21 protein-coding genes and 1 pseudogene are annotated in these 21,660 nt (G+C 60.7%); 3 read left to right on the top strand and 19 right to left on the bottom strand.

Translation table 11 applies throughout. The features are described 5' to 3' along the window. Positions 1–17: 17 nt before the first annotated feature. From murB to ACR0C6_RS01325, 8 genes are all read right to left on the bottom strand, one after another. Complete coding sequence (murB, locus tag ACR0C6_RS01360; RefSeq protein WP_480445732.1) at positions 18–944, bottom strand: UDP-N-acetylmuramate dehydrogenase; 927 nt, start codon at positions 942–944, stop codon at positions 18–20. After that, positions 941–1,234 carry a hypothetical protein gene (locus ACR0C6_RS01355; RefSeq protein ID WP_480445733.1) on the bottom strand — a complete coding sequence of 98 codons (294 nt, stop codon included), beginning with the start codon at positions 1,232–1,234 and terminating at the stop codon, positions 941–943. The genes murB and ACR0C6_RS01355 overlap by 4 nt, the downstream gene beginning before the upstream one ends. Positions 1,235–1,258: 24 nt before the next feature. Beyond that, on the bottom strand, positions 1,259–1,525 hold the full coding sequence (locus ACR0C6_RS01350; RefSeq protein ID WP_152458657.1) for a DUF2484 family protein: 267 nt from the start codon (positions 1,523–1,525) through the stop codon (positions 1,259–1,261). Continuing rightward, positions 1,522–1,770 (bottom strand): DUF2484 family protein, encoded by a 249-nt coding sequence (locus ACR0C6_RS01345; protein WP_480617979.1) that lies wholly within the window; start codon positions 1,768–1,770, stop codon positions 1,522–1,524. The genes ACR0C6_RS01350 and ACR0C6_RS01345 overlap by 4 nt, the downstream gene beginning before the upstream one ends. A 75-nt stretch (positions 1,771–1,845) precedes the next feature. After that, entirely contained in the window at positions 1,846–3,255 is a 1,410-nt protein-coding gene (murC, locus tag ACR0C6_RS01340) for a UDP-N-acetylmuramate--L-alanine ligase (RefSeq protein WP_480617978.1), read from the bottom strand. Then, positions 3,252–4,349: a UDP-N-acetylglucosamine--N-acetylmuramyl-(pentapeptide) pyrophosphoryl-undecaprenol N-acetylglucosamine transferase gene (locus ACR0C6_RS01335; RefSeq protein ID WP_480617976.1), complete on the bottom strand. Its 1,098-nt coding sequence runs from the start codon at positions 4,347–4,349 to the stop codon at positions 3,252–3,254. Before ACR0C6_RS01335 ends, murC begins: the two co-directional genes overlap by 4 nt. After that, the gene (gene ftsW / locus ACR0C6_RS01330; RefSeq protein WP_480617974.1) at positions 4,349–5,512 is read right to left on the bottom strand and encodes a putative lipid II flippase FtsW; all 1,164 of its coding nucleotides are present in this window, start codon (positions 5,510–5,512) and stop codon (positions 4,349–4,351) included. Before ftsW ends, ACR0C6_RS01335 begins: the two co-directional genes overlap by 1 nt. Before the next feature lie 226 nt (positions 5,513–5,738). Next, entirely contained in the window at positions 5,739–6,074 is a 336-nt protein-coding gene (locus tag ACR0C6_RS01325) for a cupin domain-containing protein (RefSeq protein WP_171205418.1), read from the bottom strand. A 189-nt stretch (positions 6,075–6,263) separates the two neighbouring features. On the opposite strand from ACR0C6_RS01325, the gene ACR0C6_RS01320 reads away from it, so the two are divergent. Continuing rightward, complete coding sequence (locus tag ACR0C6_RS01320; protein WP_480617972.1) at positions 6,264–7,445, top strand: BaiN/RdsA family NAD(P)/FAD-dependent oxidoreductase; 1,182 nt, start codon at positions 6,264–6,266, stop codon at positions 7,443–7,445. Here ACR0C6_RS01320 and ACR0C6_RS01315 read toward each other — a convergent pair. The 10 genes from ACR0C6_RS01315 to mraZ all read right to left on the bottom strand — a co-directional run bounded on the left by ACR0C6_RS01315 (position 7,442) and on the right by mraZ (position 17,365). Continuing rightward, positions 7,442–7,816 carry a glycine zipper family protein gene (locus ACR0C6_RS01315; protein ID WP_245217959.1) on the bottom strand — a complete coding sequence of 125 codons (375 nt, stop codon included), beginning with the start codon at positions 7,814–7,816 and terminating at the stop codon, positions 7,442–7,444. The genes ACR0C6_RS01320 and ACR0C6_RS01315 overlap by 4 nt on opposite strands. A gap of 105 nt (positions 7,817–7,921) precedes the next feature. Beyond that, positions 7,922–9,322 (bottom strand): UDP-N-acetylmuramoyl-L-alanine--D-glutamate ligase, encoded by a 1,401-nt coding sequence (gene murD / locus ACR0C6_RS01310; protein WP_480445742.1) that lies wholly within the window; start codon positions 9,320–9,322, stop codon positions 7,922–7,924. A 3-nt stretch (positions 9,323–9,325) separates the two neighbouring features. After that, on the bottom strand, positions 9,326–9,667 hold the full coding sequence (locus tag ACR0C6_RS01305) for a hypothetical protein (protein ID WP_171639104.1): 342 nt from the start codon (positions 9,665–9,667) through the stop codon (positions 9,326–9,328). A gap of 13 nt (positions 9,668–9,680) precedes the next feature. Next, positions 9,681–10,763 carry a phospho-N-acetylmuramoyl-pentapeptide-transferase gene (gene mraY / locus ACR0C6_RS01300; protein WP_152458667.1) on the bottom strand — a complete coding sequence of 361 codons (1,083 nt, stop codon included), beginning with the start codon at positions 10,761–10,763 and terminating at the stop codon, positions 9,681–9,683. 36 nt (positions 10,764–10,799) lie between these two features. Then, positions 10,800–12,194, bottom strand: coding sequence for a UDP-N-acetylmuramoyl-tripeptide--D-alanyl-D-alanine ligase (locus ACR0C6_RS01295; protein ID WP_480445744.1), 1,395 nt, complete (start codon positions 12,192–12,194; stop codon positions 10,800–10,802). After that, a complete protein-coding gene (locus ACR0C6_RS01290) occupies positions 12,191–13,690 on the bottom strand; it encodes a UDP-N-acetylmuramoyl-L-alanyl-D-glutamate--2,6-diaminopimelate ligase (RefSeq protein WP_480445745.1) in 1,500 nt (499 codons plus the stop codon). Before ACR0C6_RS01290 ends, ACR0C6_RS01295 begins: the two co-directional genes overlap by 4 nt. A gap of 22 nt (positions 13,691–13,712) precedes the next feature. After that, positions 13,713–15,500 (bottom strand): peptidoglycan D,D-transpeptidase FtsI family protein, encoded by a 1,788-nt coding sequence (locus ACR0C6_RS01285; protein WP_480617971.1) that lies wholly within the window; start codon positions 15,498–15,500, stop codon positions 13,713–13,715. Beyond that, the gene (ftsL, locus tag ACR0C6_RS01280; protein ID WP_152458671.1) at positions 15,497–15,865 is read right to left on the bottom strand and encodes a cell division protein FtsL; all 369 of its coding nucleotides are present in this window, start codon (positions 15,863–15,865) and stop codon (positions 15,497–15,499) included. The genes ACR0C6_RS01285 and ftsL overlap by 4 nt, the downstream gene beginning before the upstream one ends. Next, positions 15,862–16,857: a 16S rRNA (cytosine(1402)-N(4))-methyltransferase RsmH gene (rsmH, locus tag ACR0C6_RS01275; RefSeq protein ID WP_480618806.1), complete on the bottom strand. Its 996-nt coding sequence runs from the start codon at positions 16,855–16,857 to the stop codon at positions 15,862–15,864. The genes ftsL and rsmH overlap by 4 nt, the downstream gene beginning before the upstream one ends. A 4-nt stretch (positions 16,858–16,861) precedes the next feature. Continuing rightward, positions 16,862–17,365: a division/cell wall cluster transcriptional repressor MraZ gene (gene mraZ / locus ACR0C6_RS01270; protein WP_480617970.1), complete on the bottom strand. Its 504-nt coding sequence runs from the start codon at positions 17,363–17,365 to the stop codon at positions 16,862–16,864. A gap of 965 nt (positions 17,366–18,330) precedes the next feature. On the opposite strand from mraZ, the gene ACR0C6_RS01265 reads away from it, so the two are divergent. Both ACR0C6_RS01265 and ACR0C6_RS01260 read left to right on the top strand, forming a co-directional pair. After that, a complete protein-coding gene (locus ACR0C6_RS01265) occupies positions 18,331–18,555 on the top strand; it encodes a DUF1127 domain-containing protein (RefSeq protein WP_152458673.1) in 225 nt (74 codons plus the stop codon). A 373-nt stretch (positions 18,556–18,928) separates the two neighbouring features. After that, positions 18,929–19,204, top strand: a pseudogene (locus ACR0C6_RS01260) (DUF1330 domain-containing protein); the annotation flags it as partial. A gap of 19 nt (positions 19,205–19,223) precedes the next feature. Here ACR0C6_RS01260 and ACR0C6_RS01255 read toward each other — a convergent pair. Continuing rightward, on the bottom strand, positions 19,224–21,617 hold the full coding sequence (locus ACR0C6_RS01255) for an ATP-dependent helicase (protein ID WP_480617969.1): 2,394 nt from the start codon (positions 21,615–21,617) through the stop codon (positions 19,224–19,226). Between the last annotated feature and the right edge of the window lie 43 nt (positions 21,618–21,660).

The following is a 21,660-nucleotide window of genomic DNA, read 5'->3' as shown; positions in this document are numbered from 1 at the left end:
GTCTGACGGTTGGGGCTTTATTCTGTCAGCGGATCACCGACCCGCATGATTTCCCACTCTAGCGTGATGCCGCTTGTTTCGTAAACCTTTTTTCGCACCTCTTCGCCAAGACCTTCAAGGTCGGCTGCGGTGGCCGAGCCGGTATTGATCAGGAAATTCGAGTGCTTCGGGCTCATCTGCGCACCGCCAAGCGTCGCGCCGCGCATTCCGGCGTCGTCGATCACTTTCCACGCCTTGAGGTCATGCACGTCATCCGCCTGCCCGGTCGAAGAAAACCCGGCTGGATTGCGAAAGGTCGACCCTGCGCTGCGATCTTTGGTGGGCTGGGTTTCGTCGCGCTTTTTCAACTGTGCCTCCATACGGGCATGGAGGTCTTGGGGATTGCCCGAAGGGCCCTCGAACGTGGCCGAAACCAGCACTGCGCCTTCCGGCAGGTCGGTCTGGCGATAGCGAAAGTTCAAGTCTTCGGGCGTCAGGTCCACAATATCCCCTTGCCGGGTGACAATCGTGGCCTTGCGCAGAACATCCGCCGTATAGCTGCTATAGCAGCCCGCGTTCATCCGCACCGCGCCGCCGATCGAGCCCGGAATGGTGCGCAGAAAGGTCAGGTCGACACCGGCATCTGCCGCCTTGCGCGCAACATGCGCATCCAGTGCCGCAGCCCCTGCCGTTACCGTGTTGCCGTCAACCGAGATCGCGTTGAACCCGCGCCCCAGCCGGATCACCACGGCCCGCAGCCCCCCATCCCGAACGATCAGGTTCGAACCGACACCCATCGGAAAGATCGGGGTTTGTGCCGGCAGTTCTCGCAGGAAGGCTTGCAGGTCTTCGATATCGGCAGGCTGGAACAGGTAATCGGCCGGGCCGCCAACGCGAAGCCATGTGAGCTCAGAGAGAGGCCGCGCCCGAGACAGGCGACCTTTCGGAACGGGAAGCGTTGTCATGCGTCTGCACGCACCGCCAGGCTGCGTCCGCCCACACCGCCCATGATCGCGGCGAACAGAAAGGGAAGAACGCCGGCGGTCAGCCAGACCAGCGGGCCGAACGCCTGTTCTTCTTCGCCGGTGCCAATACCGGCCAGCACCACGATCAACGCCAGCCCGACGGCCGAGGCCAGACCGATCAGCCACAACAAGCCGCGCAGGCCCAGCCAACGGCCCGCCGTGAAACCAGCGGCGACACCTAGCAGGAAAGAAAGAATTGGCAGATAGGCAAATGTGGCGACGGACGCCATGGCGGACCTCCTGAAACTGGCCGGTTATTCGTCAGCCGCCTTCATGCCCTGCATTTTCATCTTTGTCCAACGGGTCAGATAAATCACGGGCCAGCGCAGCACGGACATACCCATGGCCAGCACCAGCAAGCCGATCCACGGGCCGTTCTGATAGGTGACATACCCCAGAATCGGAATGCCCACGGCGATCAGGATATAGGCGCGTGTCCAGTGGTTGTCTTTGCTCGGGATCATTGCCAGCAGATTCGCGGAAACGCCCCACAGACCGGCAAGGACGATGGACCAGTTCATTCCATGACCTCCCCGCGCACCCATTTTTTCCAATAATACCGGATGGGGTTGCGGAACATCGAAACGAATCCGCCGAAGGCGAAAACCGACCAGAACCAACCGTGATCATAACCCAGCCAGACGATCAGAACCGGAGCGCAGATCAGCAGGGTCACGCCCGGCGGAAACTGCATTCGCATCGGCAAGAACGCCACGATCGTGGCGCAGATCACCCAAAGGGCGGCAAGGATCATCGAATAGTCCATCTGTCCCCTCTTAGGACATGCGGCGGCTGCGGGCATTTGCTACACTTTCAGGTTGTGCACCAAACAGAAGCGAAGTCAAACAGCTTGTTTTCGTTGCAATCTCTCAGGCAGACCATTGGCCCAGGCGCTGATCGTACCGGCCCCGAGGCAGACGACGATATCGCCCGGGCGGGCCTGCTCGCGCACAAGCCGTTCAAGCTCGTTTTCGTCAAACAGCGCACGGGCGTGGCGGTGGCCGTGACGGATCAGGCCCTGTACCAGATCGTCGCGCGATGCGCCTTCGATCGGGTCCTCACCGGCGGCGAAGATATCAGCGATGGCCACGACGTCGGCGTCATTGAAGCAGGTGCAGAAATCGTCAAACAGGTTGGACAGGCGCGAATAGCGGTGCGGCTGGTGCACGGCGATCACGCGGCCTTCGGTCGCCTGTCGCGCGGCTTTCAGGACTGCGGTGATTTCGACCGGGTGGTGGCCATAGTCGTCGATGATGGTGACGCCGTCGACTTCTCCGACTTTGGTAAAGCGGCGATTGACGCCGCCGAAATTGGCCAGCGCGTCGCGAATTTCCGAGGCTTTCATGCCCAGATGGCGGGCAACGGCCACGGCGGACAAAGCGTTGGAAACGTTGTGGTCGCCGGGCATCGGCAGGGTGCAGCCTTCGATCACCTTGTCTTCGTATTGCAGGTGGATGTCGAAATGCGCAACGCCGCCCTTGTAGGTCAGGTTCTCGGCCCGCACATCGGCCTGCGCGTTGAAGCCATAGGTGCGCACGCGGCGGTCGGTGATGCGGCCGACAAGCGCCTGCACCTCGGCATGGTCGGTGCAACACACAGCCAGCCCGTAGAAGGGGATATTCGAGACGAATTCATGGAAACCCGCGCGCAGTTTGTCGAAATCGCCCCAATGCTCCATATGTTCGGGGTCGATATTGGTGACGATGGCGATGGTCGCGGGCAGGCGGTTGAACGAGCCGTCGCTCTCGTCGGCTTCGACCACCATCCATTCGCCCTGCCCCATCCGGGCGTTCGAGCCGTAGGCATGGATGATGCCGCCATTGATCACGGTCGGGTCAAAATCCCCCGCCACCATCAGTTCGGCCATCATCGTGGTCGTGGTGGTCTTGCCGTGAGTCCCGGCGATGGCGATGTTGGATTTCAGCCGCATCAGTTCGGCCAGCATGTCAGCCCGGCGCACCACCGGAAGACCGCGGGCACGGGCGCCGTCAAGCTCGGGGTTGCCCGGTTTGATCGCGGTCGAGACCACCACAACGGCCGCGTTTTCAAGGTTTTCCGCGCGCTGACCGACAAAGATTTCGGCCCCCAGACTCGCCAGCCGGTCGGTGATCTTCGATGCCTTCAGGTCCGAGCCCTGAACCTGGTACCCCAGATTGAGCAGCACCTCGGCGATACCTGACATCCCGATCCCGCCGATCCCCACAAAGTGAATCGGCCCTACGTCCTGCGGCAGTTTGGTTGCTGGGTTCATGTGGTCTCCTTCTGCGCCAATTGTTCGACAAGAGCGGTCAGACGCTCGGTGGCGTCAGGTGCCCCGACGGACAAGGCGGCATGGGCCATTTTCTGTGAGGCTTCGGGGTTCGTAAGAACCGTGGTGATTTGCTGTGTCAGCGCAGGAACGTCAAGAGCCTTTTCCGGGATCATGATGGCCCCGCCCGCCTGCACCAAGCCCCGTGCGTTGGCTGTCTGGTGATCTCCGGCGGCGGCGGCAAAGGGGATCAGAATCGACGGGCGCCCGATGACCGAGATATCGGCAACACTGGACGCGCCAGACCGCGAGATCACCAGTTGGGCATCCGACATGCGACGGGGGACATCATCAAAGAAGGGCTGCACATCGGCGCGGATGCCGTGTTCGTTGTAGAAGGCTGTGACGCGCTCGCCATCCTCGTCCCGGGCCTGATGTGCCACGCGGATATGAGTGCGGATTTCTTCGGGCAGTGCGGCGATGGCACCCGGCACCACATCGCTGAGGATGCGTGCGCCTTGCGAACCGCCCATGACAAGGACCGACATCGGATAATCACCGGGTGGAATATAACCGGCCGCGGCGCGGTCCAGAACGGCGGACCGGACCGGGTTGCCCGTGTGGATGCCATGCGCGCCCTCGGGCAGGTCCGTGGGCCACACACCGCAGGCCACCTGCGCGACACGGGTGGCGAACAACTGGTTCACACGCCCCAGCACCCCGTTCTGTTCGTGGATCATGCGGGGGATTTTGAGCATGGTCGCAGCGCTCAGCGCCGGGATCGAGGGATACCCGCCGAAACCGACAACGACGTCGGGCTTGTCCCGCATCATCTGGAACACCATGCCAGCCACGCCACCGGCAATCTTGGGGCCGGCCATGGCCTTGGCCGCCAGACCGCCACGCGCGAAAGTGGCCGATGATGCCTCGACGATCTCGGTCGAATGCGGGAAACCACCGGTATAGCGGGCGCCGCGCGGGTCGGTAGACAGGCGTACACGCCAGCCCTCGTTCAGCATCGCCTCGGCCAGCGCCTGAGCCGGGAACATGTGCCCCCCGGTCCCGCCAGCAGCAATCAACAGGTATGGAGTCCCCATTATCCTCGTCCGCGCAGAATTTCGCCAAGCTCGCCCTGTGGGCGGGTTCGGGTGAAGGCCAGCAGCATTCCGATCGCAATACCCCCTGCAATCAGGGATGAGCCGCCATAGCTGACAAAAGGCAGCGTCATGCCCTTCGCGGGCAACAGACGAACCGCAACACCCATGTTGATCATCGCCTGCACGCCGAACATGCAGGCCAGACCGGTGCCCGCCAGACGGATGAACATGTCGCGTTCCCGCATCAGGCGCAGCAACGAGCGTACCACGACCAACGAATAAAGCGCGATGATGATCAGTACCAGGATCAGGCCGTATTCTTCGGCCGCGACCGCGATGATGAAATCGGTATGCGCGTCCGGCAGCGACCACTTGACCTGCCCCTCACCCACGCCGACGCCAAACAGCCCCCCTTCGCGGATGGCGTTGGTGGCATAGCCCAACTGGGTGGTCGGATCGACCTCTTGATTCAGAAAGCCATCGATTCGGCGGGCAAAATGTTCAGAGTTGGAGTAGGCGAACATACCGCCCAGAACAACAAACCCGGCCATTCCAACCAGCAGCAGCATTGGCGCGCCGGCGACAAAATACATCACCCCCCAGCCGAACAGGATCAGGCAGGCCTGACCGAAATCAGGTTGCATCACCAGCATGCCGACAATCGCCATGCACAGGGCAAATGACCAGATCCGCCCCGGCGGGCCGTTGATCTCTTGTGAGGCCGCCAGCAGCCATGCAGCAACGACGATGAAGCCGGGCTTCAGAAACTCGGACGGCTGAAGCGAAGCGAACCCCAGCGAATACCAGCGCACCGCGCCCTTGCCGAAATCGGTCCCGAACACGGGCAGGAAAACCAGTGCCACGAAGGCCCCCAGGAAACCCAGCACCGCCAAACGACGCACCAGCGTCGGCGACATCATCGAGGTCAGCAGCATCGCAATCAGCGCCAATCCGCCGAAGACGGCCTGACGTTCGACATAGTGGAAGGGATCGAACCCGTTTCGCCCGGCCAGCGGCGGCGAAGACGCCAGCCCCAGCAACAGACCGATGGCAAACAGGATCAGAACACAGGACATCGTCCAGCGATCGATTGTGCGCCACCATTTCGGTAGAATCGGTTCTCCGCGCTGGTCCTGGACCGCGCCATACACCATCTCAGTCATGAGATACCGCCACTCTCTGCCTCGTCAACGCCCCGTTTTCGGGGTCTGATTGAGACTCTACAGGGATTTTTGTGTTTGGGCTAGTAGGATGAAGCCACAAGGCATAAATCGACCTTCCAGGCCCGATGCACCCCCAGCTTCACGTGGCGGCCTGCGGTTATTGCAGCTTTGGACACGCCGCTCAGCGGAGTGGCGCGCGTTGATCCACAAGGCGGGTCGCTATGCATTATTCCTTGATCGGATATCGGTCGGGTTCCTCAAACACGTCAATGACACGAGACCCCGCCTTGATGGTCCCTCCGTGCTCAACTCCACTTGGGATCGAGTAGCTGTCGCCGGGGCGGTAGATGCGGGTCTGGCCACCGATCGTGAGTTCAATTTCACCCTCAACCACCGTCCCCCATTGGGCACCATGCGAATGCAGGGGAAGCTCCATGTCTTTGAGAAAAGTGAAGAAAGCGACCAGCCCTGCATCTGATCGAATGACGGCCGTCTGCACCACATCTTCAGGAAAAGGCACATCCAGTTTTGGAAATGACGAAATAAATTCGGGGAATTGCATTCAGAGTTCCTTTTGCCAGTTTGTCTTGTCAAAACATCTTTGCGGTATGGCCACAGCATGTCAGTGCGCTGAAACTCTGGCAATCGCCCTGTCAGCCGACCTGAGATTTGCGAGAACGCGGCGAGCGCGCGCCGCGCGACTTCGGCATGGGCTCTTGCCATCTTGTTTAATCCACGCCATCCCCCGCGCATGACCTACGACACGATCATCCTTGGGGCCGGGGCTGCCGGCATGATGTGTGCGGCCCATTGCAGTGGGCGCGTGCTGGTGATTGACCACGCCAAGGCACCCGGCGAAAAAATCCGCATCTCGGGCGGGGGGCGCTGCAATTTCACCAACATCCATGCCGGGCCGGGCAACTTCCTGTCGCGAAACCCGCATTTCTGCAAATCCGCCCTTGCACGGTACACGCAATGGGATTTCATCGATCTGGTCGGACGTCACAACATCGCCTGGCATGAGAAAACCCTGGGCCAATTGTTCTGCGATGGCTCTTCGAAACAGATCATCCGGATGTTGCTGAATGAAATGAGCGGTGCAGGAGCAGAGCTGTGGGTTCAAACCTCGCTGCGCGATCTGCGCAAGACCGAAAGCGGCTTTGCGCTGGAGGTGGAGCGTGAGGGGCAACGGCAGCATCTGACCTGCACCAATCTGGTGCTGGCAACAGGCGGGAAATCGATCCCCAAGATGGGCGCTACCGGGCTGGCCTATGACATCGCGCGCCAGTTCGGGTTGCGGATGACCGAGACTCGGGCGGCGCTGGTGCCTTTCACCTTCTCGGACGGGCGGTTCAAGGACCTGTCCGGCGTTTCACTGCCCGTGCGACTGTCGAATGATCGCGCCAGCTTCGACGAGGCGCTGCTGTTCACCCATCGCGGCCTCAGCGGACCGTCAGTGTTGCAATTGTCGTCTTACTGGCGCGAAGGTGAGCCGATCCGGGTGAACCTGATCCCCGATCTGCCTCTGCTTGATCTGTTGCGCACACAGCGGCAAAGCGCAGGGCGCAAGGCGCTGACCACTGAACTGGCGCGGCATCTGCCGGCCCGGCTGGTCGATCACCTGTGCCGGATCATTCCGATGTCCGGGAAGCTGGCGGATCAGTCGGACGCGAAACTGGCCGAGCTGACCGCGGCCTTGTCCGCGTGGCAACTGGTGCCGTCGGGAACCGAAGGGTATCGCACCGCCGAAGTCACCTTGGGCGGGATCGACACGGATGACTTGTCCTCGAAAACGATGGAGGCCAAGGATGTCCCCGGCCTCTATGCGATTGGTGAAGCGGTGGATGTCACCGGCTGGTTGGGCGGCTACAACTTCCAGTGGGCATGGTCGTCAGGCCATGCCGCAGGTGTTGCAATTGCCGCAGGGTGTTAGCCTACGACGTTGTAGCCGCGCCCGCGCATGCAGTTGCGCACGATCACTTCCTTGTTCTGGTTTTTATTGATGACGTCTGCGCCAGCGCCAACCAGGGCACCTGCCACAGCCGCGCGACCAAGATTGTCGCTGCTGTCCTGAACGATCCCGGTAACGGCCGCGGCACCCGCTGCGCCAATTGCTGCGTTCCCTGCGGTAGAGCCATCAACGCTGCTCTGCGATGCCGCCAGTTGTTGGCATTGCTGCAGGTCCACGTTGTAGTTCGGACCGACCGGGCCGTCCACGATGGGCTGATAGTTGGCACCCGTGTTCGTACAGGCCCCAGCAACAAGAATGGCAGGCAGGATCAGAGAAAGTCTACGAAATGGCATGGTCATAACCTCGTGTTGAATCTGCTGGCAGGCAAAACCAATAATGGTGCCGCGTCAAGCTGATAGCATCCAAGCTTGGCCCAGCCGGCGGTCTATTGCAAATGGCTATTCTGTCAGCCTGCGCTTGACCTGCGCTGCAAAATCCTCGCCGCGCTGTTCGAAATTGTCATATTGGTCGAAACTGGCAGCAGCCGGGGCCAGCAGCACAGTGTCGCCTGCCTCGGCATCTTCCATGGCCTGCGCCACGGCGGCCTCCATCGTCGTACAGACCTGCGTATCAGCCTCGAGCTGCATCGCAAAACTCGCGGCTTCGCGTCCGATGACATATGCCTTGATGACCTCGCCCGTCGCCGTGTTCACGGCTGATATGCCGCCCTCTTTCTCAAGACCGCCGCAAATCCATCGGATCTTTTTGAACGCCATAAGCGCTTTCAGGGCGCTGTCGACATTGGTCGCCTTGGAGTCGTTGACATAGGTAACCCCATCGGCCTCGGCGATGATCTGGCTGCGATGCGGCAGGCCCGGATAGGAATGCAGCGCATCTTCGATCACGCGCGGCGCAAGGCCCAGCGACCGGCAGGCCGCGTAGGCCGCGCAGGCATTCTGGTGGTTGTGTGCACCGGGCAAACCTTTGATCGCGCGCAGGTCGATAGACCCCGCCTGCCGCCCCTTGCGGTATTCCGACAGGAACCCTTTGCGCGCAAAGACCTGCCAGCCCGGCCCGGTCAGCTTCCGCGCCACCGAGATACGGATCACCCGGTCATCCGATGGCCCTTCGGACAGTTGCCCGGCCAAAAACGCACCTTCGGTTTCGTCGACGCCAATGATCGCGCGATCCGGGCCGCCTTCGGCAAAGAGGCGCCGCTTGGCCGCGAAATATCCACCCATGCCGCCGTGGCGGTCCAGATGATCGGGCGACAGATTGGTGAACACCGCCACATCGGGGGTCAGAGCGCGGGCCAGCTCGGTCTGATAGCTGGAAAGCTCCAGCACCACGACCGAACCATCACCGCCCGGATCGATATCCAGAACCCCGCGCCCGATATTGCCCGCCAACTGCGCCTCGCGCCCGGCCTCGGTCAGGATATGATGGATCAAAGCGGCAGTCGTCGATTTGCCGTTCGAGCCCGTCACCGCGATCACGCGCGGAGGCGTGTCGTAGTTGTTCCATTCCGGTCCGGCAAAGGAGCGGAAGAACAGGCCGATGTCATTGTCCACCGGCACGCCTGCATCCAGGGCTGCCGCCACCACGGGGTTCGGTTCAGGATAGAGATGCGGAATGCCCGGTGAGACGATCAGCGAGGCGATGTCGTCAAATGCCCCATGCTTGCGCAGGTCGGCGCAGGTGAAACCCTCGCCTTCGGCGGTTTCACGGGCGGCCGGGTTGTCATCCCAGCACACCGGTTCCGCCCCGCCCGCGCGCAGCGCACGTGCAGTGGCCAGACCGGACCGGCCCAGCCCCAGAACGGCGACTTTCTGTCCTGAAAAGCCTTTGACCGGGATCATTTGTTAGTCACCGAAGTACCTGACGAGTACGATTACTATGGAAATAATAGTAAACACTACTATCGCGAGCGACCTCCACCCCATGTAGTTCACGAATTGCAGTTCTAAGCTCTCGCCTTTGCTCAAAACTTTCAGACCGGAATCATAAGTATAGGCAAGGCTCAAAAGAAAACCGGCAAAACAAATAAAAGCGCCAAACGCACAAGCCGCACCATACAAAGAAAAGGCAAATTTTTCAGCAAACCAAAGCGTTGCTATGCCGAACCCCAGCATTCCCCCAAATCCACGAGCGAAATTTGCAACCCGGCCTGAGTTTGTGCTCGAGTCTGTGAAGTCAAAATGCATCTTTTGTATTCCTCTACCTTACCTTCAACGTCGCCAAACCGATCATCGCCAGGATCAGCGAGATGATCCAGAAGCGGATCACGATGGTCGGCTCGGCCCAGCCTTTTTTCTCATAATGATGATGGATCGGGGCCATCAGGAAGACCCGTTTGCCCGTGCGCTTGAAGTAGAGGACCTGAATGATCACGCTCAGCGCCTCGACCACGAACAGGCCGCCGACCACGGCCAGAACCAGCTCGTGCTTGGTGGCTACGGCGATGGCACCCAGCGCGCCGCCCAGGGCCAGCGATCCGGTGTCACCCATGAACACCGCCGCCGGGGGGGCGTTGTACCAGAGAAACCCGAGGCCGGCTCCGAACAACGCGGAGGTGAAGATGAAGATCTCACCGGTGCCCGGGACGTAATGCACATCGAGATATTCGGTAAAGTCGACCCGACCCACCGCATAGGCGATCACGCCCAGGGTCGAGGCTGCGATCATCGCTGGCATAATAGCCAGCCCGTCCAGACCGTCGGTCAGGTTCACCGCATTGGCGGCCCCCACGATCACGACAATCGCAAAGGGGATATAGAAGATGCCCAGATTGACCAGCGTGTCCTTGAAAACGGGTACAGCCAGTTGGTTCTGCAAGGCTTCGGGATGGTGCAACGTCGCCCAAAGCGATGCCAGCACGGCGATGATTACGCCCAACGCCAGGCGCATCCGGCCCGAGACCCCTTGCGTGTTCTGTTTTGAAACCTTGGCATAGTCGTCCGCAAATCCGATGGCCGCATAAGACAAGGTTACAAAAAGAACCATCCAGACATACGGATTGTCCAGCCGTGCCCAGACAAGGGTTGACGTGACCAGAGCTCCGACAATCAGCAATCCGCCCATCGTCGGCGTGCCTGCCTTGGAAAAATGCCCTTCGGGGCCGTCGTCACGGATCGGCTGGCCTTTGCCCTGTTTCTTGCGCAGCACGTTGATCAGGGGTTTTCCGAAGATGAATCCAAAGATCAGCGCGGTCATGAAGGCGCCGCCTGCGCGGAAGGTGATATACCGGAAGAGGTTCCAGAAATCCCCTCCGTCCGACAGAGCGGTCAACCAGTACAGCATGACAATACCTTTCTCACACGAGGCGCGCGGGCAAGTTCACCCATCAAGCGCGCCCCCTTGCCCCATTTTGCGCAGACCGTCAACAATCGCGGCCAACGCCATGCTGAGTGAGCCCTTGGCGAGCACCGTGTCTCCATCCCGGATCAAAGCAGGCAGATGTTCCGCCATTTGCGCACTGGTTGCGAACCAGAGCCCACGTTTCTTCTCGGGCAGCGCGCGGTGCATCGCCTGCATCAACGGCCCGATGCAATGAACCTGATCCACCCGCGCCATCGCCTCGATATCCGCCATGGCGGCATGCATGGCCTCTTCCTGGGCACCCAGTTCCTTCATGTCACCCAGAAACGCAATGCGGCGGGTGCCTTTGGAGGCGGCCAAGACATCCAGCGCAGCCTCCATCGAGGTCGGGTTGGCGTTGTAGCTGTCATCCAAAAGCTCGATCTGCCCACCCCCTGACAATGGCAAGCTTTCGCGTACCCCACGCCCCTTGACGGGTGACCACGCTGGCAGGCCCGCGATGGCCTGATCCAGATCGACCCCCAATTCGACGCAGGCCGCCAAAGCGCCAAGCGCGTTCATCGCGAAATGCGTGCCGGCGGAGTTCACCTCGAATTGAATCACCTGATCACCGACCAGTGCCCTGGCCTTCACTGCGTTGGACTCGGGTTGAACATCGGTCAGCCGGTAATCCGCCGCGCTGCGCCCAAAATCAACAATCCCGGCCCCCTGCGCCTGCGCTGTCTGGCGCAGGATGTCCGCGTGGTCGATATCTGCATTGACGATCGCAGCCCCGCCAGGTTCAAGCCCTTCAAAGATCGCCGCTTTTTCCCGGGCAATACCAGCCACCGACTCGAAAGCCTCTAGATGCACTGCCGCCACGGTCGTCACCAGCGCCACGTGCGGGCGGGCCTGTTCGGCGAGCGGGGCAATTTCACCGGGATGATTCATGCCGATCTCGATCACCGCAAATTCCGTATCGCGAGGCATCCGCGCGAGGGTCAGGGGCACGCCCCAATGGTTGTTGTAACTGGCGACGCTGGCGTGGGTTTTCCCTTGGGTTTCCAGAATTGTCGCCAGCATTTCCTTGGTCGATGTTTTACCCACACTGCCTGTCACGCCGACCACGCGCGCATCCGTTCGGGCCCGTGCTGCTTTCCCCAGGGCCTCTAGCCCCGCCTGAACGTCTTTGACGATCAGCAGGGGGGCACCTTCGGGCACATCGTCCGGAACACGGGAAACCAGTGCGGCGCCTGCTCCTTTTTCCAGCGCCTGTGCGACGAAATCATGCCCGTCCCGCGCCGCTTTCAGCGCCACGAACAGATCGCCGGGTCGAAGAGTGCGGGTGTCGATGGATACGCCATTTGCGGTCCAGTCGGTCGTCGCCTGACCGCCCGTCGCCGCGGCCGCTTCGGATGCAGTCCAGAGCGTCATGCGACCCTCCCGTCCAGCGCTGCAACGGAAATGCTGGCCTGTTCCACATCGTCGAAGGGCAGAACCTGATCCCCCACGATCTGACCGGTTTCATGCCCCTTTCCGGCGATCAGCAGCGCATCACCGGGTTGCAGCGCATCGATGCCGCGCAGGATGGCCTCGGCGCGGTCGCCGACTTCGGTCACGCTGGCGTCACCTGCTGCCTCTGACGCGCCTGCCATTACGGCCGCGCGGATGACTGCGGGATCTTCGCTGCGCGGGTTGTCATCGGTGACAAAGACCACGTCTGCATGGTTGGCTGCCGCCCTGCCCATCAAAGGTCGTTTGCTGGCGTCGCGATCCCCGCCCGCACCGATAACGGCAATCAGACGGCCCATCACATGCGGGCGCAGCGCCTTGAGTGCCGTGGCAACAGCATCAGGCGTGTGGGCATAATCCACAAACACCGCCGCTCCATTGTCACGCGTGGCTGCCAGTTGCATCCGCCCGCGAACCGTCGTCAGATGGGGCAGAGTTTCGAACACCCGTTCGGGGCTGTCCCCGGCAGCGATCACCAGCCCACAGGCCAGCAGGATGTTTTCGGCCTGAAACCCGCCGATCAGGTTCAGGCGGGTCTGGAGCGTTCGGCCCTGCCACGCAAAGCGCAGGTCTTGCCCCGTGGCGTCGAACCGCTGGTTGATCAGACACAGGTCGGCATCGCCCAGCCCCACCGTCAGCACCGACTGGCCGCGCATCTCGGCGATCCGCCGGACCTGGGCCCCTTTAGGGTCGCTCAGGTTGACGACGGCCGTTCCATCCTGCGGCAAAACCCGGTCGAACAGACCAGCCTTTGCGTTGAAATAAGCCTCGAAGGTTTCGTGGTAATCCAGATGATCCTGCGTGAAGTTCGAGAAACCGGCGGCGGTCAGGTGAACGCCATCAAGACGGCGCTGTTCAAGGCCGTGGGACGACGCCTCCATTGCGGCATGGGTCACGCCGTTCTCGGCCGCCTCGGCCAGACAGCGGTGCAAGGTGATCGGCTCGGGCGTGGTATGGGCCAGTGGCGCTGTCCACGCACCTTCAACCCCGGTGGTGCCGAGGTTGACGGCGGCGTGACCAAGCGCGGACCAGATCTGCCGGACGAAGGTGGAAACAGATGTTTTGCCGTTCGTTCCCGTGACGGCCACGATGGTTTGCGGCTGCGCGCCGAACCACAGCGCCGCGGCACCGGCCAGCGCCTGACGCGGGTCTTCCACCACGGCCAGCGCTGCGTCCGAAGCTGCCAGTTCGGCCTCGGCGATCTCTGCCCCTTCGGCATCGGTCAGGATCGCAGCGGCCCCCATGCGCAGGGCAAACTGAATGAACTCTGCGCCATGAACGCGGGACCCGGGCAGCGCGGCAAACAGGAAGCCCTCTTTCACCTCGCGGCTGTCAACGGCCAGACCAGTGATATCCGGGTTTGCGCCCTCTCTTGCGGTCAGGGCCAGCTGGCTGAGTTTCTTCGTCCTTGTGCCCATGACCCACCTCTTGCCGGACAGCCTAGTTTGAGGTCAGCGTTATAGCAGCGCCCGCCTCAGGCTCAAGCCGGGGACGCAACCCCAACAACGGTGCGACGCGGCCGATGAGTTCGGCGGCAACAGGCACGGCGGTCCAACCGGCCGTGCGGCGTTTTTCACCGTAGGCCACGATCGAAGGTTCGTCCAACGTCACGATCAGAACGTATTGCGGATCGTAGGCCGGGAAGATCGTCGCGAAGGTGGCAATGACCTTGTCATCATAGTACCCGCCGCGCGGTTTGGGCTTGTCGGCCGTACCGGTCTTGCCCGCCACGTCATAGCCCTTGACCTCGGCGAAGCTGGCGGTGCCGTCCGTTACCACTTTGCGCAGCATCTTTTGCGCCTGCCGTGCAGTGTTCTGCGACATGACACGAGGCCCGTATTGCGGACCGTTCCGGCGCAGAATGGTCGGGCTGACGTAATGCCCGCCATTGGCAATCGCCGCGTATCCCGCGGCCAGATGCATCGGGCTGGTCGACAGGCCATGGCCATAGGAAATTGTCACGGTACTGAGCTCGCCCCATTTCTTCGGTTTCAGCGGCACACCGCCCTTGGCCTCGACGATCTCGAAAGGGGTCGGATCGAACATGCCAAGCGCGTCCAGAAACTCCTGCTGCCGTTTGGCGCCGATTTGCAAGGCCAGACGCCCCGTGCCTCGGTTCGAGCTGTGGACGATCACATCCGCTACGCTGATCTTGCCGTAATTCTTGCCGTTGAATTCGCCGATGGGAAAGCGGCCGATCTTCATCGGCCCGGACGTATCGATGATGGTGTTCGAATTCACCAATCCAAGCTCAACGGCCTGGGCCGCGGTGAAAATCTTGAAAACAGATCCCAGTTCATACACGCCTTGCACATAACGGTTGAACAGCGGGCTGTCCGAGGGGTCAAAGCCCGAGGTCGGCGGGCGCGGACGGTCATTCGGATCAAAAGAAGGCAGCGAAGCAGCCGAAATAACCTCGCCCGTATGCGCGTTCATCAGAACGGCCGAAGCCCCCTTGGCGTTCATGATCTTCATACCGCCGTAAAGAACCTGTTCAACTGCGGCTTGAATCGTCAGGTCCAGCGACAGTTGCAGCGGCTTGTTACCGTTGGCCGGATCGCGCAGATAATCGTCGAACTGCTTTTCCACACCAGCCACGCCGATCACTTCGGCGGCGCTGACGCCTTCACGACCAAAACCGGACCCGCCCAGGATATGAGCGGCCAGCCGCCCGTTGGGGTAAAGCCGCATTTCACGCGGACCGAACAGGATGCCGGGATCACCGATGTCGTGCACGGCCTGCTTCTGCTCGGGCGAAATGCGTTTCTTGATCCACAAAAACTTGCGGTTGCCGGTGAAGTCCTTGATCAGCCGCTCTTTGTCCAGATCAGGAAAAATCGCAACCAACTGCTCTGCGGCTGCGACGGGATCGATCATCAAAGGGGGCTGCGCGTAAACGGAATAGGTGTCCAGATTGGTGGCCAGTATGCGCCCTTCGCGATCGACGATGTTGGCGCGCTGCATGGCAATCGCTGCGCCCGGCGCGCTGGCCAGAGGCTCTTGTGCTTCCGAGGTCGCCAGCATGCCCATGCGGAAGCCGACAACGGAAAAAGCGCAGAAGAAGAACAGGCCCAGCACCAGCAGACGCCCTTCGGCACGAGCGCGAGCGCGATCTTTCATATCCTCGTGACGCTTGCGGATGTTCTCGCGCTCGATTGCCTTGGGGTTTTCGCCCCGCGCGCGGGCATCCAGGATTCGGGCCAGGGGGCGCAGAGGGGTGCGTGTCATGGAATTTGCACCTCGCCCAAAGCCTGAATGTCAGTGATGGCCTGCAATTCAATCGGATCGACGACGGGCAGGTCCGGGTCTTCGGCATAGGCGATCTGATCCGCGCGTCCGAACTGCTCGGCCCGCAACGGCAGCAGACCAAGGCGTTCAAAGTTCAGGTCGGCCAGTTCGCGCAGCCTGTCCGGGCGGTTCAGATAGGCCCATTCCGCGTTCAGAACGGCCAATCGCACCTGTGCCATTCCGATCTCGCGCTGCAAAGACTGGGTTTCCTTTACCACTTGCTGGGTCCGGTAGTTTTCCTGATAGGCCCACAACGCCAACCCGAACACGGACAGAGCAGTCAACACATACAAAACACTCTTCATCTTGCCCTTCCCCCCAGTTGCGGCATCCCGATGGCCCGCGCTTCAATTTCCCCTGCCGGAGCATCGGTTCGGATCGCCACGCGCAGTTTGGCCGAGCGCGCGCGCGGGTTTTCCTGCAATTCCTGTTCGTCAGGCCCCACCGCCTTGCGGGTCTTCAGTGTGAATTGCGGCTGTTCCTGTTCAATCTCGGGCGCATAGCGGTTCGCGCGCCCCGTCTTGCCCGCGCGGGACTGGAAAAACCGTTTCACCATTCGGTCTTCAATGGAGTGGAAAGTGACAACGGCCAGTTGCCCGCCGGGCTTCAAAGCACGTTCAGCGGCCATCAGCCCCTGAAACAGCTCTTCATATTCTGCATTCACGGCGATCCGCAGCCCTTGAAAGCTGCGCGTGGCCGGGTGGGATTGACCCGGTTTAGGACGCGGCAGGCAGGATTCGATGATCTCGGCCAGACGCAGGGTCGTGGTGATCGGCTCTTCCGCGCGCTCTTTGACGATCGCCCTGGCAATCCGGCGGCTGGCGCGCTCTTCACCATAGTGGAACAGAATGTCGGCCAGTTGCGCCTCGGTCGCGGTATTGACCAGATCGGCGGCACTTTCGCCGTCCTGGCTCATGCGCATGTCCAAAGGGCCATCCTTCATGAAGGAAAATCCACGGTCGGCCTGGTCCAGTTGCATCGAGGAAACGCCAAGGTCCAGAACAACGCCGTCCAGGTTCTGCGCATATTCATCCATACGAGAAAACACGCCGGGCTGCATCACCAGCCGATCACCATAGGCGCCCGCCCAGTCTGACGCCATCTCAAAAGCCAAGGGATCGCGATCCACGCCGATCACCTTGTCGGCCCCGGCCTCCAGCAATCCGCGGGTGTACCCGCCTGCGCCGAAGGTGCCGTCCAGCCAGACGCCCGTGACCGGCGCCACCGCCGCCAGGAGCGGGCGCAGCAAGACAGGGATGTGAGGCGCGTCCGGTTGTGGGTGATCCGCGGCCGCCATGCCGTCACCCGCCCTCGACTTCATCGAGGAATTCCAGCGGATCAACATCGTCGCCAAGGCCGTCCAGCCATTCCTCGGTCGCCGCTAATTCCTCGGATTCGTAGGTCTCGGGCTTCCAGATCTGAAAAGTATCCCCGGCGGCGATAAAAAATGCCTCGCCCTCAAGACCGATCTTCTTGCGCAGCTTTGCCGGCAGGACCAGCCGCCCGGTTTCATCGACATTGGTCGGGAAGGACTGCCCGTGGAACAGGCGCTGCAACATTTTGCGCTTCATCGAGCCGCGTGGCAGCGCGTCGATCTTGGCATCGACCTCGTCGATGGCCTGCATGGTATAGCATTCCAGGTATTTGCGGCGATGATCCCCGTAGACGATCACAAGCTCTGGATTGTCGCCGGGTTGCCAGTTGGGATCGGAGGATTCAAGCACGCGGCGAAACGAGGCCGGGATCGACACCCTGCCTTTCGCATCCACCTTATGGTGGCTTTCACCTCTAAACCTGCGCGCCAAGACGACTGTCCCTTTCGCTTGCGCCCCACTTGAAATTCGCGTTCCCCCGGATGAAAAACGGCGGGTTGATCTGCTGCCACTGATCAACCCGCCGCATTGACCCGCTTTGCGGGATGTCCAGCTGCACGCGCCACCTGGGGGGATGTCTGCTCGCCCGCGCGCCGGATCTCTTGATTGATGAAAGCGAGATGCCTGTATGAAACCTGATTATTTTTGGTCGGGGTCGTTTGGCGCCCCTGCTGCCTCGTCCTCATCGGATGTATTAGGGATGCCATGGGAATTCATGGAAATCAATAGGAATTTTGCGAACCGTGTTCCATGAATCACGCTTCAGGAACAATACCACCTGAAACTTGAACGCAACAACACTAACTATAGGCCGGATTAACACGCTACCCTCAAGATATAGATAATTTGAGGCTAAAATTTTTTTCCCACGATTTCCCAAAAAACCTAAAGAATTTCCGTTTTGATTGGAAAAACCCAGCATCCTTGGGCAGCGATCTCGCAGAATCATTCGCTTTTCGCGCGCAATTCCGACAGGACTTCGCCCCCGACAACCGCATCGGCCCATGAAATCCCGTGGCGTTCAGGCAATAGGCCCTACGACTTGCGAAACCGGTAAACTGGGCAACAGGGAATAGTTGAACCGCCGCGCTTTGCCTGACGCTTCGGTCACGCGCACGCCTAGAATTGTTTTATTGCGCACAAATTCCAGCCAACACCGCTCAATTAGACGGCAAGCCATCAGAAGGCCATGTTTCCGCTGTCACCCGTGACCCAAGGGAAGACCCAATGTTTCAAGGCGCAATTCGAGTTGAAGGAAAAAACTGAACCAATCTATGCGCTTGCTGCATAGCAGCATTGACGACGCGACCTATTGTGCAATCGCAGCATTTGCCTATTTTCAACCTCAAGCAAGGGCCGAGCGTAATCGGCAAAGCAAATGAATACGGATGATGAGCATGGCAGTCGCAAGCACACATACAGCCTCGAAGAGCGCACCGGCGTTCGGAATCGCAACTTTGATCGAAAACGCAAAGGCGCGTTTTGCCCGCTATCGTATGTATCGCCAGACCGTCAATGAGCTGGCAGGACTGTCGGACCGTGAACTGGCCGATCTGGGCCTGCATCGGTCCATGATCCGTCGGGTGGCCATGCAGGCCGCCAATGATCACATCGCGCAATAAGCGCGCCACGAATACCGAGATCAGGCCCTTCCTCCTCCCTTAGGGTCTGTTATCAGCGGCAACGTCTCTCCTCCTCCCTGACGTTGCCGCACCAAATACCGGCCTCAACCCGCCGGATCCTGATACATCGAGGCTCTCCTCCTCCCTGCCTTGATGTTGAAAGCGCGCGGCGACGCCTTCCTCCTCCCTGACGTCGCCGCGTCTTCTCCATACCGGGCTCAACCCCGGGTTCAAATACATCGGGGCTCTCCTCCTCCCTGCTCTGATGTTGACAAGACGGCGGTTCCCCTTCCTCCTCCCTGGGAACCGCCGTTTTTTTGTTTTTCTGACATAGGTGTAAGAAGGCCCTCTGATTTCTGATCCGGAGGAAACAATGGCCGCCTATTTCATCGCGCAGATCGACATCCACGACCCGGATGGGTATCAGGATTATCTGGCGGGTTTCATGCCGATCTTCGACCGCCACAAAGGCCGCCTGCTCACGGTCTCATCGAAACCGGTTGAACGGATCGAAGGCGATTGGCCCGAAGGTGGCATTGTGCTGATGGAGTTTCCGGACCTTGCCGCGGCGAAAGCCTGGAAAGACGACCCTGATTACATCGAGCTGGCGAAGATCCGGCAAGTTACCGCCTCGATCAATCTGGTTCTGGTCGAAGGGATAAGACGCCTCAGAACGGGACGTTATCCTTGTTGGTCAGAAAACGTGAGACCACTTTCTTTGTGCCTGCCTTGTCGAACTCGACTTCGACCTTGTCGCCCTCGATCCCGACAACCGCGCCATAGCCGAATTTCTGGTGGAACACCCGTTCCCCCAGCGTGAAACTGGCCACGGCGGTCGCGTCGATCACCGTGTTGCGGGATTCGCGCGGCTGAGACATACCGTATTGCCCCTGCCGCGCCTGCATCCGCCTCCAGCCCGGCGAGTTGTAGACATTCGCTTCGGCCGCGCGGGTCTCGATACCAGCCGACATCTGACTGTTGCCGTGTAACCCGGCCCCTTGCAAAACCTCAACGTGATCGTCCGGCAATTCGTCGATGAAGCGCGAGGGCATGGAGTTCTGCCACTGCCCGAACACCCGCCGGTTGGCGGCAAAAGAAATGGTACACACTTCTTCGGCACGGGTGATGCCGACATAGGCCAGGCGCCGTTCTTCCTCGAGCCCCTTGAGCCCGGATTCGTCCATTGACCGCTGCGAAGGGAACAGCCCGTCTTCCCAGCCCGGCAGGAAGACGGCGGGAAACTCCAGCCCCTTGGCCGCATGCAGGGTCATGATCGAAACCTTGGCGCCGTCGCTGTCCTGTTCGTTGTCCATGACCAGACTGACATGTTCCAGAAATCCTTGCAGGTTCTCGAAATTGTCCAGCTGGTTCACCAGTTCCTTGAGGTTTTCAAGGCGCCCCGGCGCTTCGGGCGTCTTGTCGTTCTGCCAGTGGGCGGTATAGCCGGATTCGTCGAGAATGATCTGCGCAAGTTCGATATGCGTATGCTCGGGTGCGCCGAACCGCAGGGGTGAACCGTCATCGATCACCGAATCGTCGTCCACCTCGATCCGTGGCCCACGCGTCATCGCATTCCAACGCGCCAGACCGTCGATCAGTTCGCGCAGCGCCTTGCCGCCCTTGCCCTTGATCAGCCCGTTATCGACGGCAATCCGAGCCCCTTCGACCAGTGACACCCCATTTTCGCGCGCGGTCATCTGGATCGTCTGCTGCGCCTTGTCGCCAAGGCCGCGTTTTGGCGTGTTTACGATTCTCTCAAACGCAAGATCATCCTCGGGGCTGACCACCAGCCGGAAATAGGCCATGGCATCGCGAATCTCCATCCGCTCATAGAATCGCGGGCCGCCGATCACCTTGTAGGGCAGACCGATGGTCAGAAACCTGTCTTCGAAGGCGCGCATCTGGTGGCTGGCGCGGACGAGGATGGCGATCTCATCAAGGTTCATCGGGCGAATACCGCGCGTACCGCCCTGCATCGCGTCGATCTCCTCGCCGATCCAGCGGGCCTCTTCCTCGCCATCCCAATGGCCGATCAGATTGACCTTGTGGCCTTCCTCGGCTTCGGTCCACAGCTCTTTGCCCAGGCGGTTTTCATTGCCGCGAATGACGTTCGAAGCAGCCGCCAGAATATGCGGGGTCGAGCGGTAGTTCTGTTCCAGCCGCACCACATACGCGCCGGGAAAATCCTTTTCGAACCGCAGGATGTTGCCCACCTCGGCCCCGCGCCAGCCATAGATCGACTGATCGTCATCGCCGACGCAGCAGATGTTCTTGTGCCCGCCCGCCAGCAGCCGCAGCCACAGATATTGGGCGATGTTGGTGTCCTGATACTCGTCCACCAGGATATAGCGGAACCAGCGTTGGTATTGCTCCAGCACGTCTGGGTGGGTCTGGAAGATCGTAACCATGTGCAGAAGCAGATCGCCGAAATCCACTGCATTCAATTCGCGCAGGCGGGTCTGATATTGGGCATAGAGCTCAATGCCCTTGTTGTCATAAGCCCCGGCATCGGCGGCTGGCACCTTGTCGGGCGTCAGCGCACGGTTCTTCCAATCGTCGATGATTCCCAGCAACATCCGCGCAGGCCAGCGTTTGTCGTCGATATTTGCGGCCTGCACCAACTGCTTGAGCAGGCGCAGCTGGTCGTCGGTATCCAGTATGGTGAAGTTCGATTTCAAATCGACCAGTTCCGCATGGCGGCGCAGCAGTTTGACGCAGATCGAATGAAAGGTGCCCAGCCATGGCATCCCCTCGGCGGGCTGTCCCAGCAGGCGGCCCACCCGTTCCTTCATTTCGCGCGCGGCCTTGTTGGTGAAGGTTACCGACAAAATTTCGTTCGGGCGCGCGCGCGCAGTGTTGAGAAGATGCGCGATCCGGGTGGTCAGAGCCTTGGTCTTGCCCGTCCCGGCACCTGCCAGCATCAGAACCGGGCCATCCAGCCGCTCGACCGCGTCCCGTTGCGCCGGGTTCAGATCATCCAGATAGGGCGAAGGGCGCACGGCCATGGCCCGCGCCGACAGCGATGCGCCCTCGAAGGCGTCCATTTCGTCAAAACTGCTCATGGCCCCAAACTACGCCGGATAAGCGCGAAGGGAAAGGGTTTGT

It is taken from the genome of Ruegeria sp. AL12 (assembly GCF_056540885.1).
This window is presented reverse-complemented; position numbering and strand designations above follow the sequence as displayed.

Bases quoted from the DNA above. Each gene is read 5' to 3' on its own strand.
- murB (WP_480445732.1), bottom strand. From the start codon at position 944: ATGACAACGCTTCCCGTTCCGAAAGGTCGCCTGTCTCGGGCGCGGCCT.
- ACR0C6_RS01355 (WP_480445733.1), bottom strand. From the start codon at position 1,234: ATGGCGTCCGTCGCCACATTTGCCTATCTGCCAATTCTTTCTTTCCTG.
- ACR0C6_RS01350 (WP_152458657.1), bottom strand. From the start codon at position 1,525: ATGAACTGGTCCATCGTCCTTGCCGGTCTGTGGGGCGTTTCCGCGAAT.
- ACR0C6_RS01345 (WP_480617979.1), bottom strand. From the start codon at position 1,770: ATGGACTATTCGATGATCCTTGCCGCCCTTTGGGTGATCTGCGCCACG.
- murC (WP_480617978.1), bottom strand. From the start codon at position 3,255: ATGAACCCAGCAACCAAACTGCCGCAGGACGTAGGGCCGATTCACTTT.
- ACR0C6_RS01335 (WP_480617976.1), bottom strand. From the start codon at position 4,349: ATGGGGACTCCATACCTGTTGATTGCTGCTGGCGGGACCGGGGGGCAC.
- ftsW (WP_480617974.1), bottom strand. From the start codon at position 5,512: ATGACTGAGATGGTGTATGGCGCGGTCCAGGACCAGCGCGGAGAACCG.
- ACR0C6_RS01325 (WP_171205418.1), bottom strand. From the start codon at position 6,074: ATGCAATTCCCCGAATTTATTTCGTCATTTCCAAAACTGGATGTGCCT.
- ACR0C6_RS01320 (WP_480617972.1), top strand. From the start codon at position 6,264: ATGACCTACGACACGATCATCCTTGGGGCCGGGGCTGCCGGCATGATG.
- ACR0C6_RS01315 (WP_245217959.1), bottom strand. From the start codon at position 7,816: ATGCCATTTCGTAGACTTTCTCTGATCCTGCCTGCCATTCTTGTTGCT.
- murD (WP_480445742.1), bottom strand. From the start codon at position 9,322: ATGATCCCGGTCAAAGGCTTTTCAGGACAGAAAGTCGCCGTTCTGGGG.
- ACR0C6_RS01305 (WP_171639104.1), bottom strand. From the start codon at position 9,667: ATGCATTTTGACTTCACAGACTCGAGCACAAACTCAGGCCGGGTTGCA.
- mraY (WP_152458667.1), bottom strand. From the start codon at position 10,763: ATGCTGTACTGGTTGACCGCTCTGTCGGACGGAGGGGATTTCTGGAAC.
- ACR0C6_RS01295 (WP_480445744.1), bottom strand. From the start codon at position 12,194: ATGACGCTCTGGACTGCATCCGAAGCGGCCGCGGCGACGGGCGGTCAG.
- ACR0C6_RS01290 (WP_480445745.1), bottom strand. From the start codon at position 13,690: ATGGGCACAAGGACGAAGAAACTCAGCCAGCTGGCCCTGACCGCAAGA.
- ACR0C6_RS01285 (WP_480617971.1), bottom strand. From the start codon at position 15,500: ATGACACGCACCCCTCTGCGCCCCCTGGCCCGAATCCTGGATGCCCGC.
- ftsL (WP_152458671.1), bottom strand. From the start codon at position 15,865: ATGAAGAGTGTTTTGTATGTGTTGACTGCTCTGTCCGTGTTCGGGTTG.
- rsmH (WP_480618806.1), bottom strand. From the start codon at position 16,857: ATGGCGGCCGCGGATCACCCACAACCGGACGCGCCTCACATCCCTGTC.
- ACR0C6_RS01265 (WP_152458673.1), top strand. From the start codon at position 18,331: ATGGCAGTCGCAAGCACACATACAGCCTCGAAGAGCGCACCGGCGTTC.
- ACR0C6_RS01255 (WP_480617969.1), bottom strand. From the start codon at position 21,617: ATGAGCAGTTTTGACGAAATGGACGCCTTCGAGGGCGCATCGCTGTCG.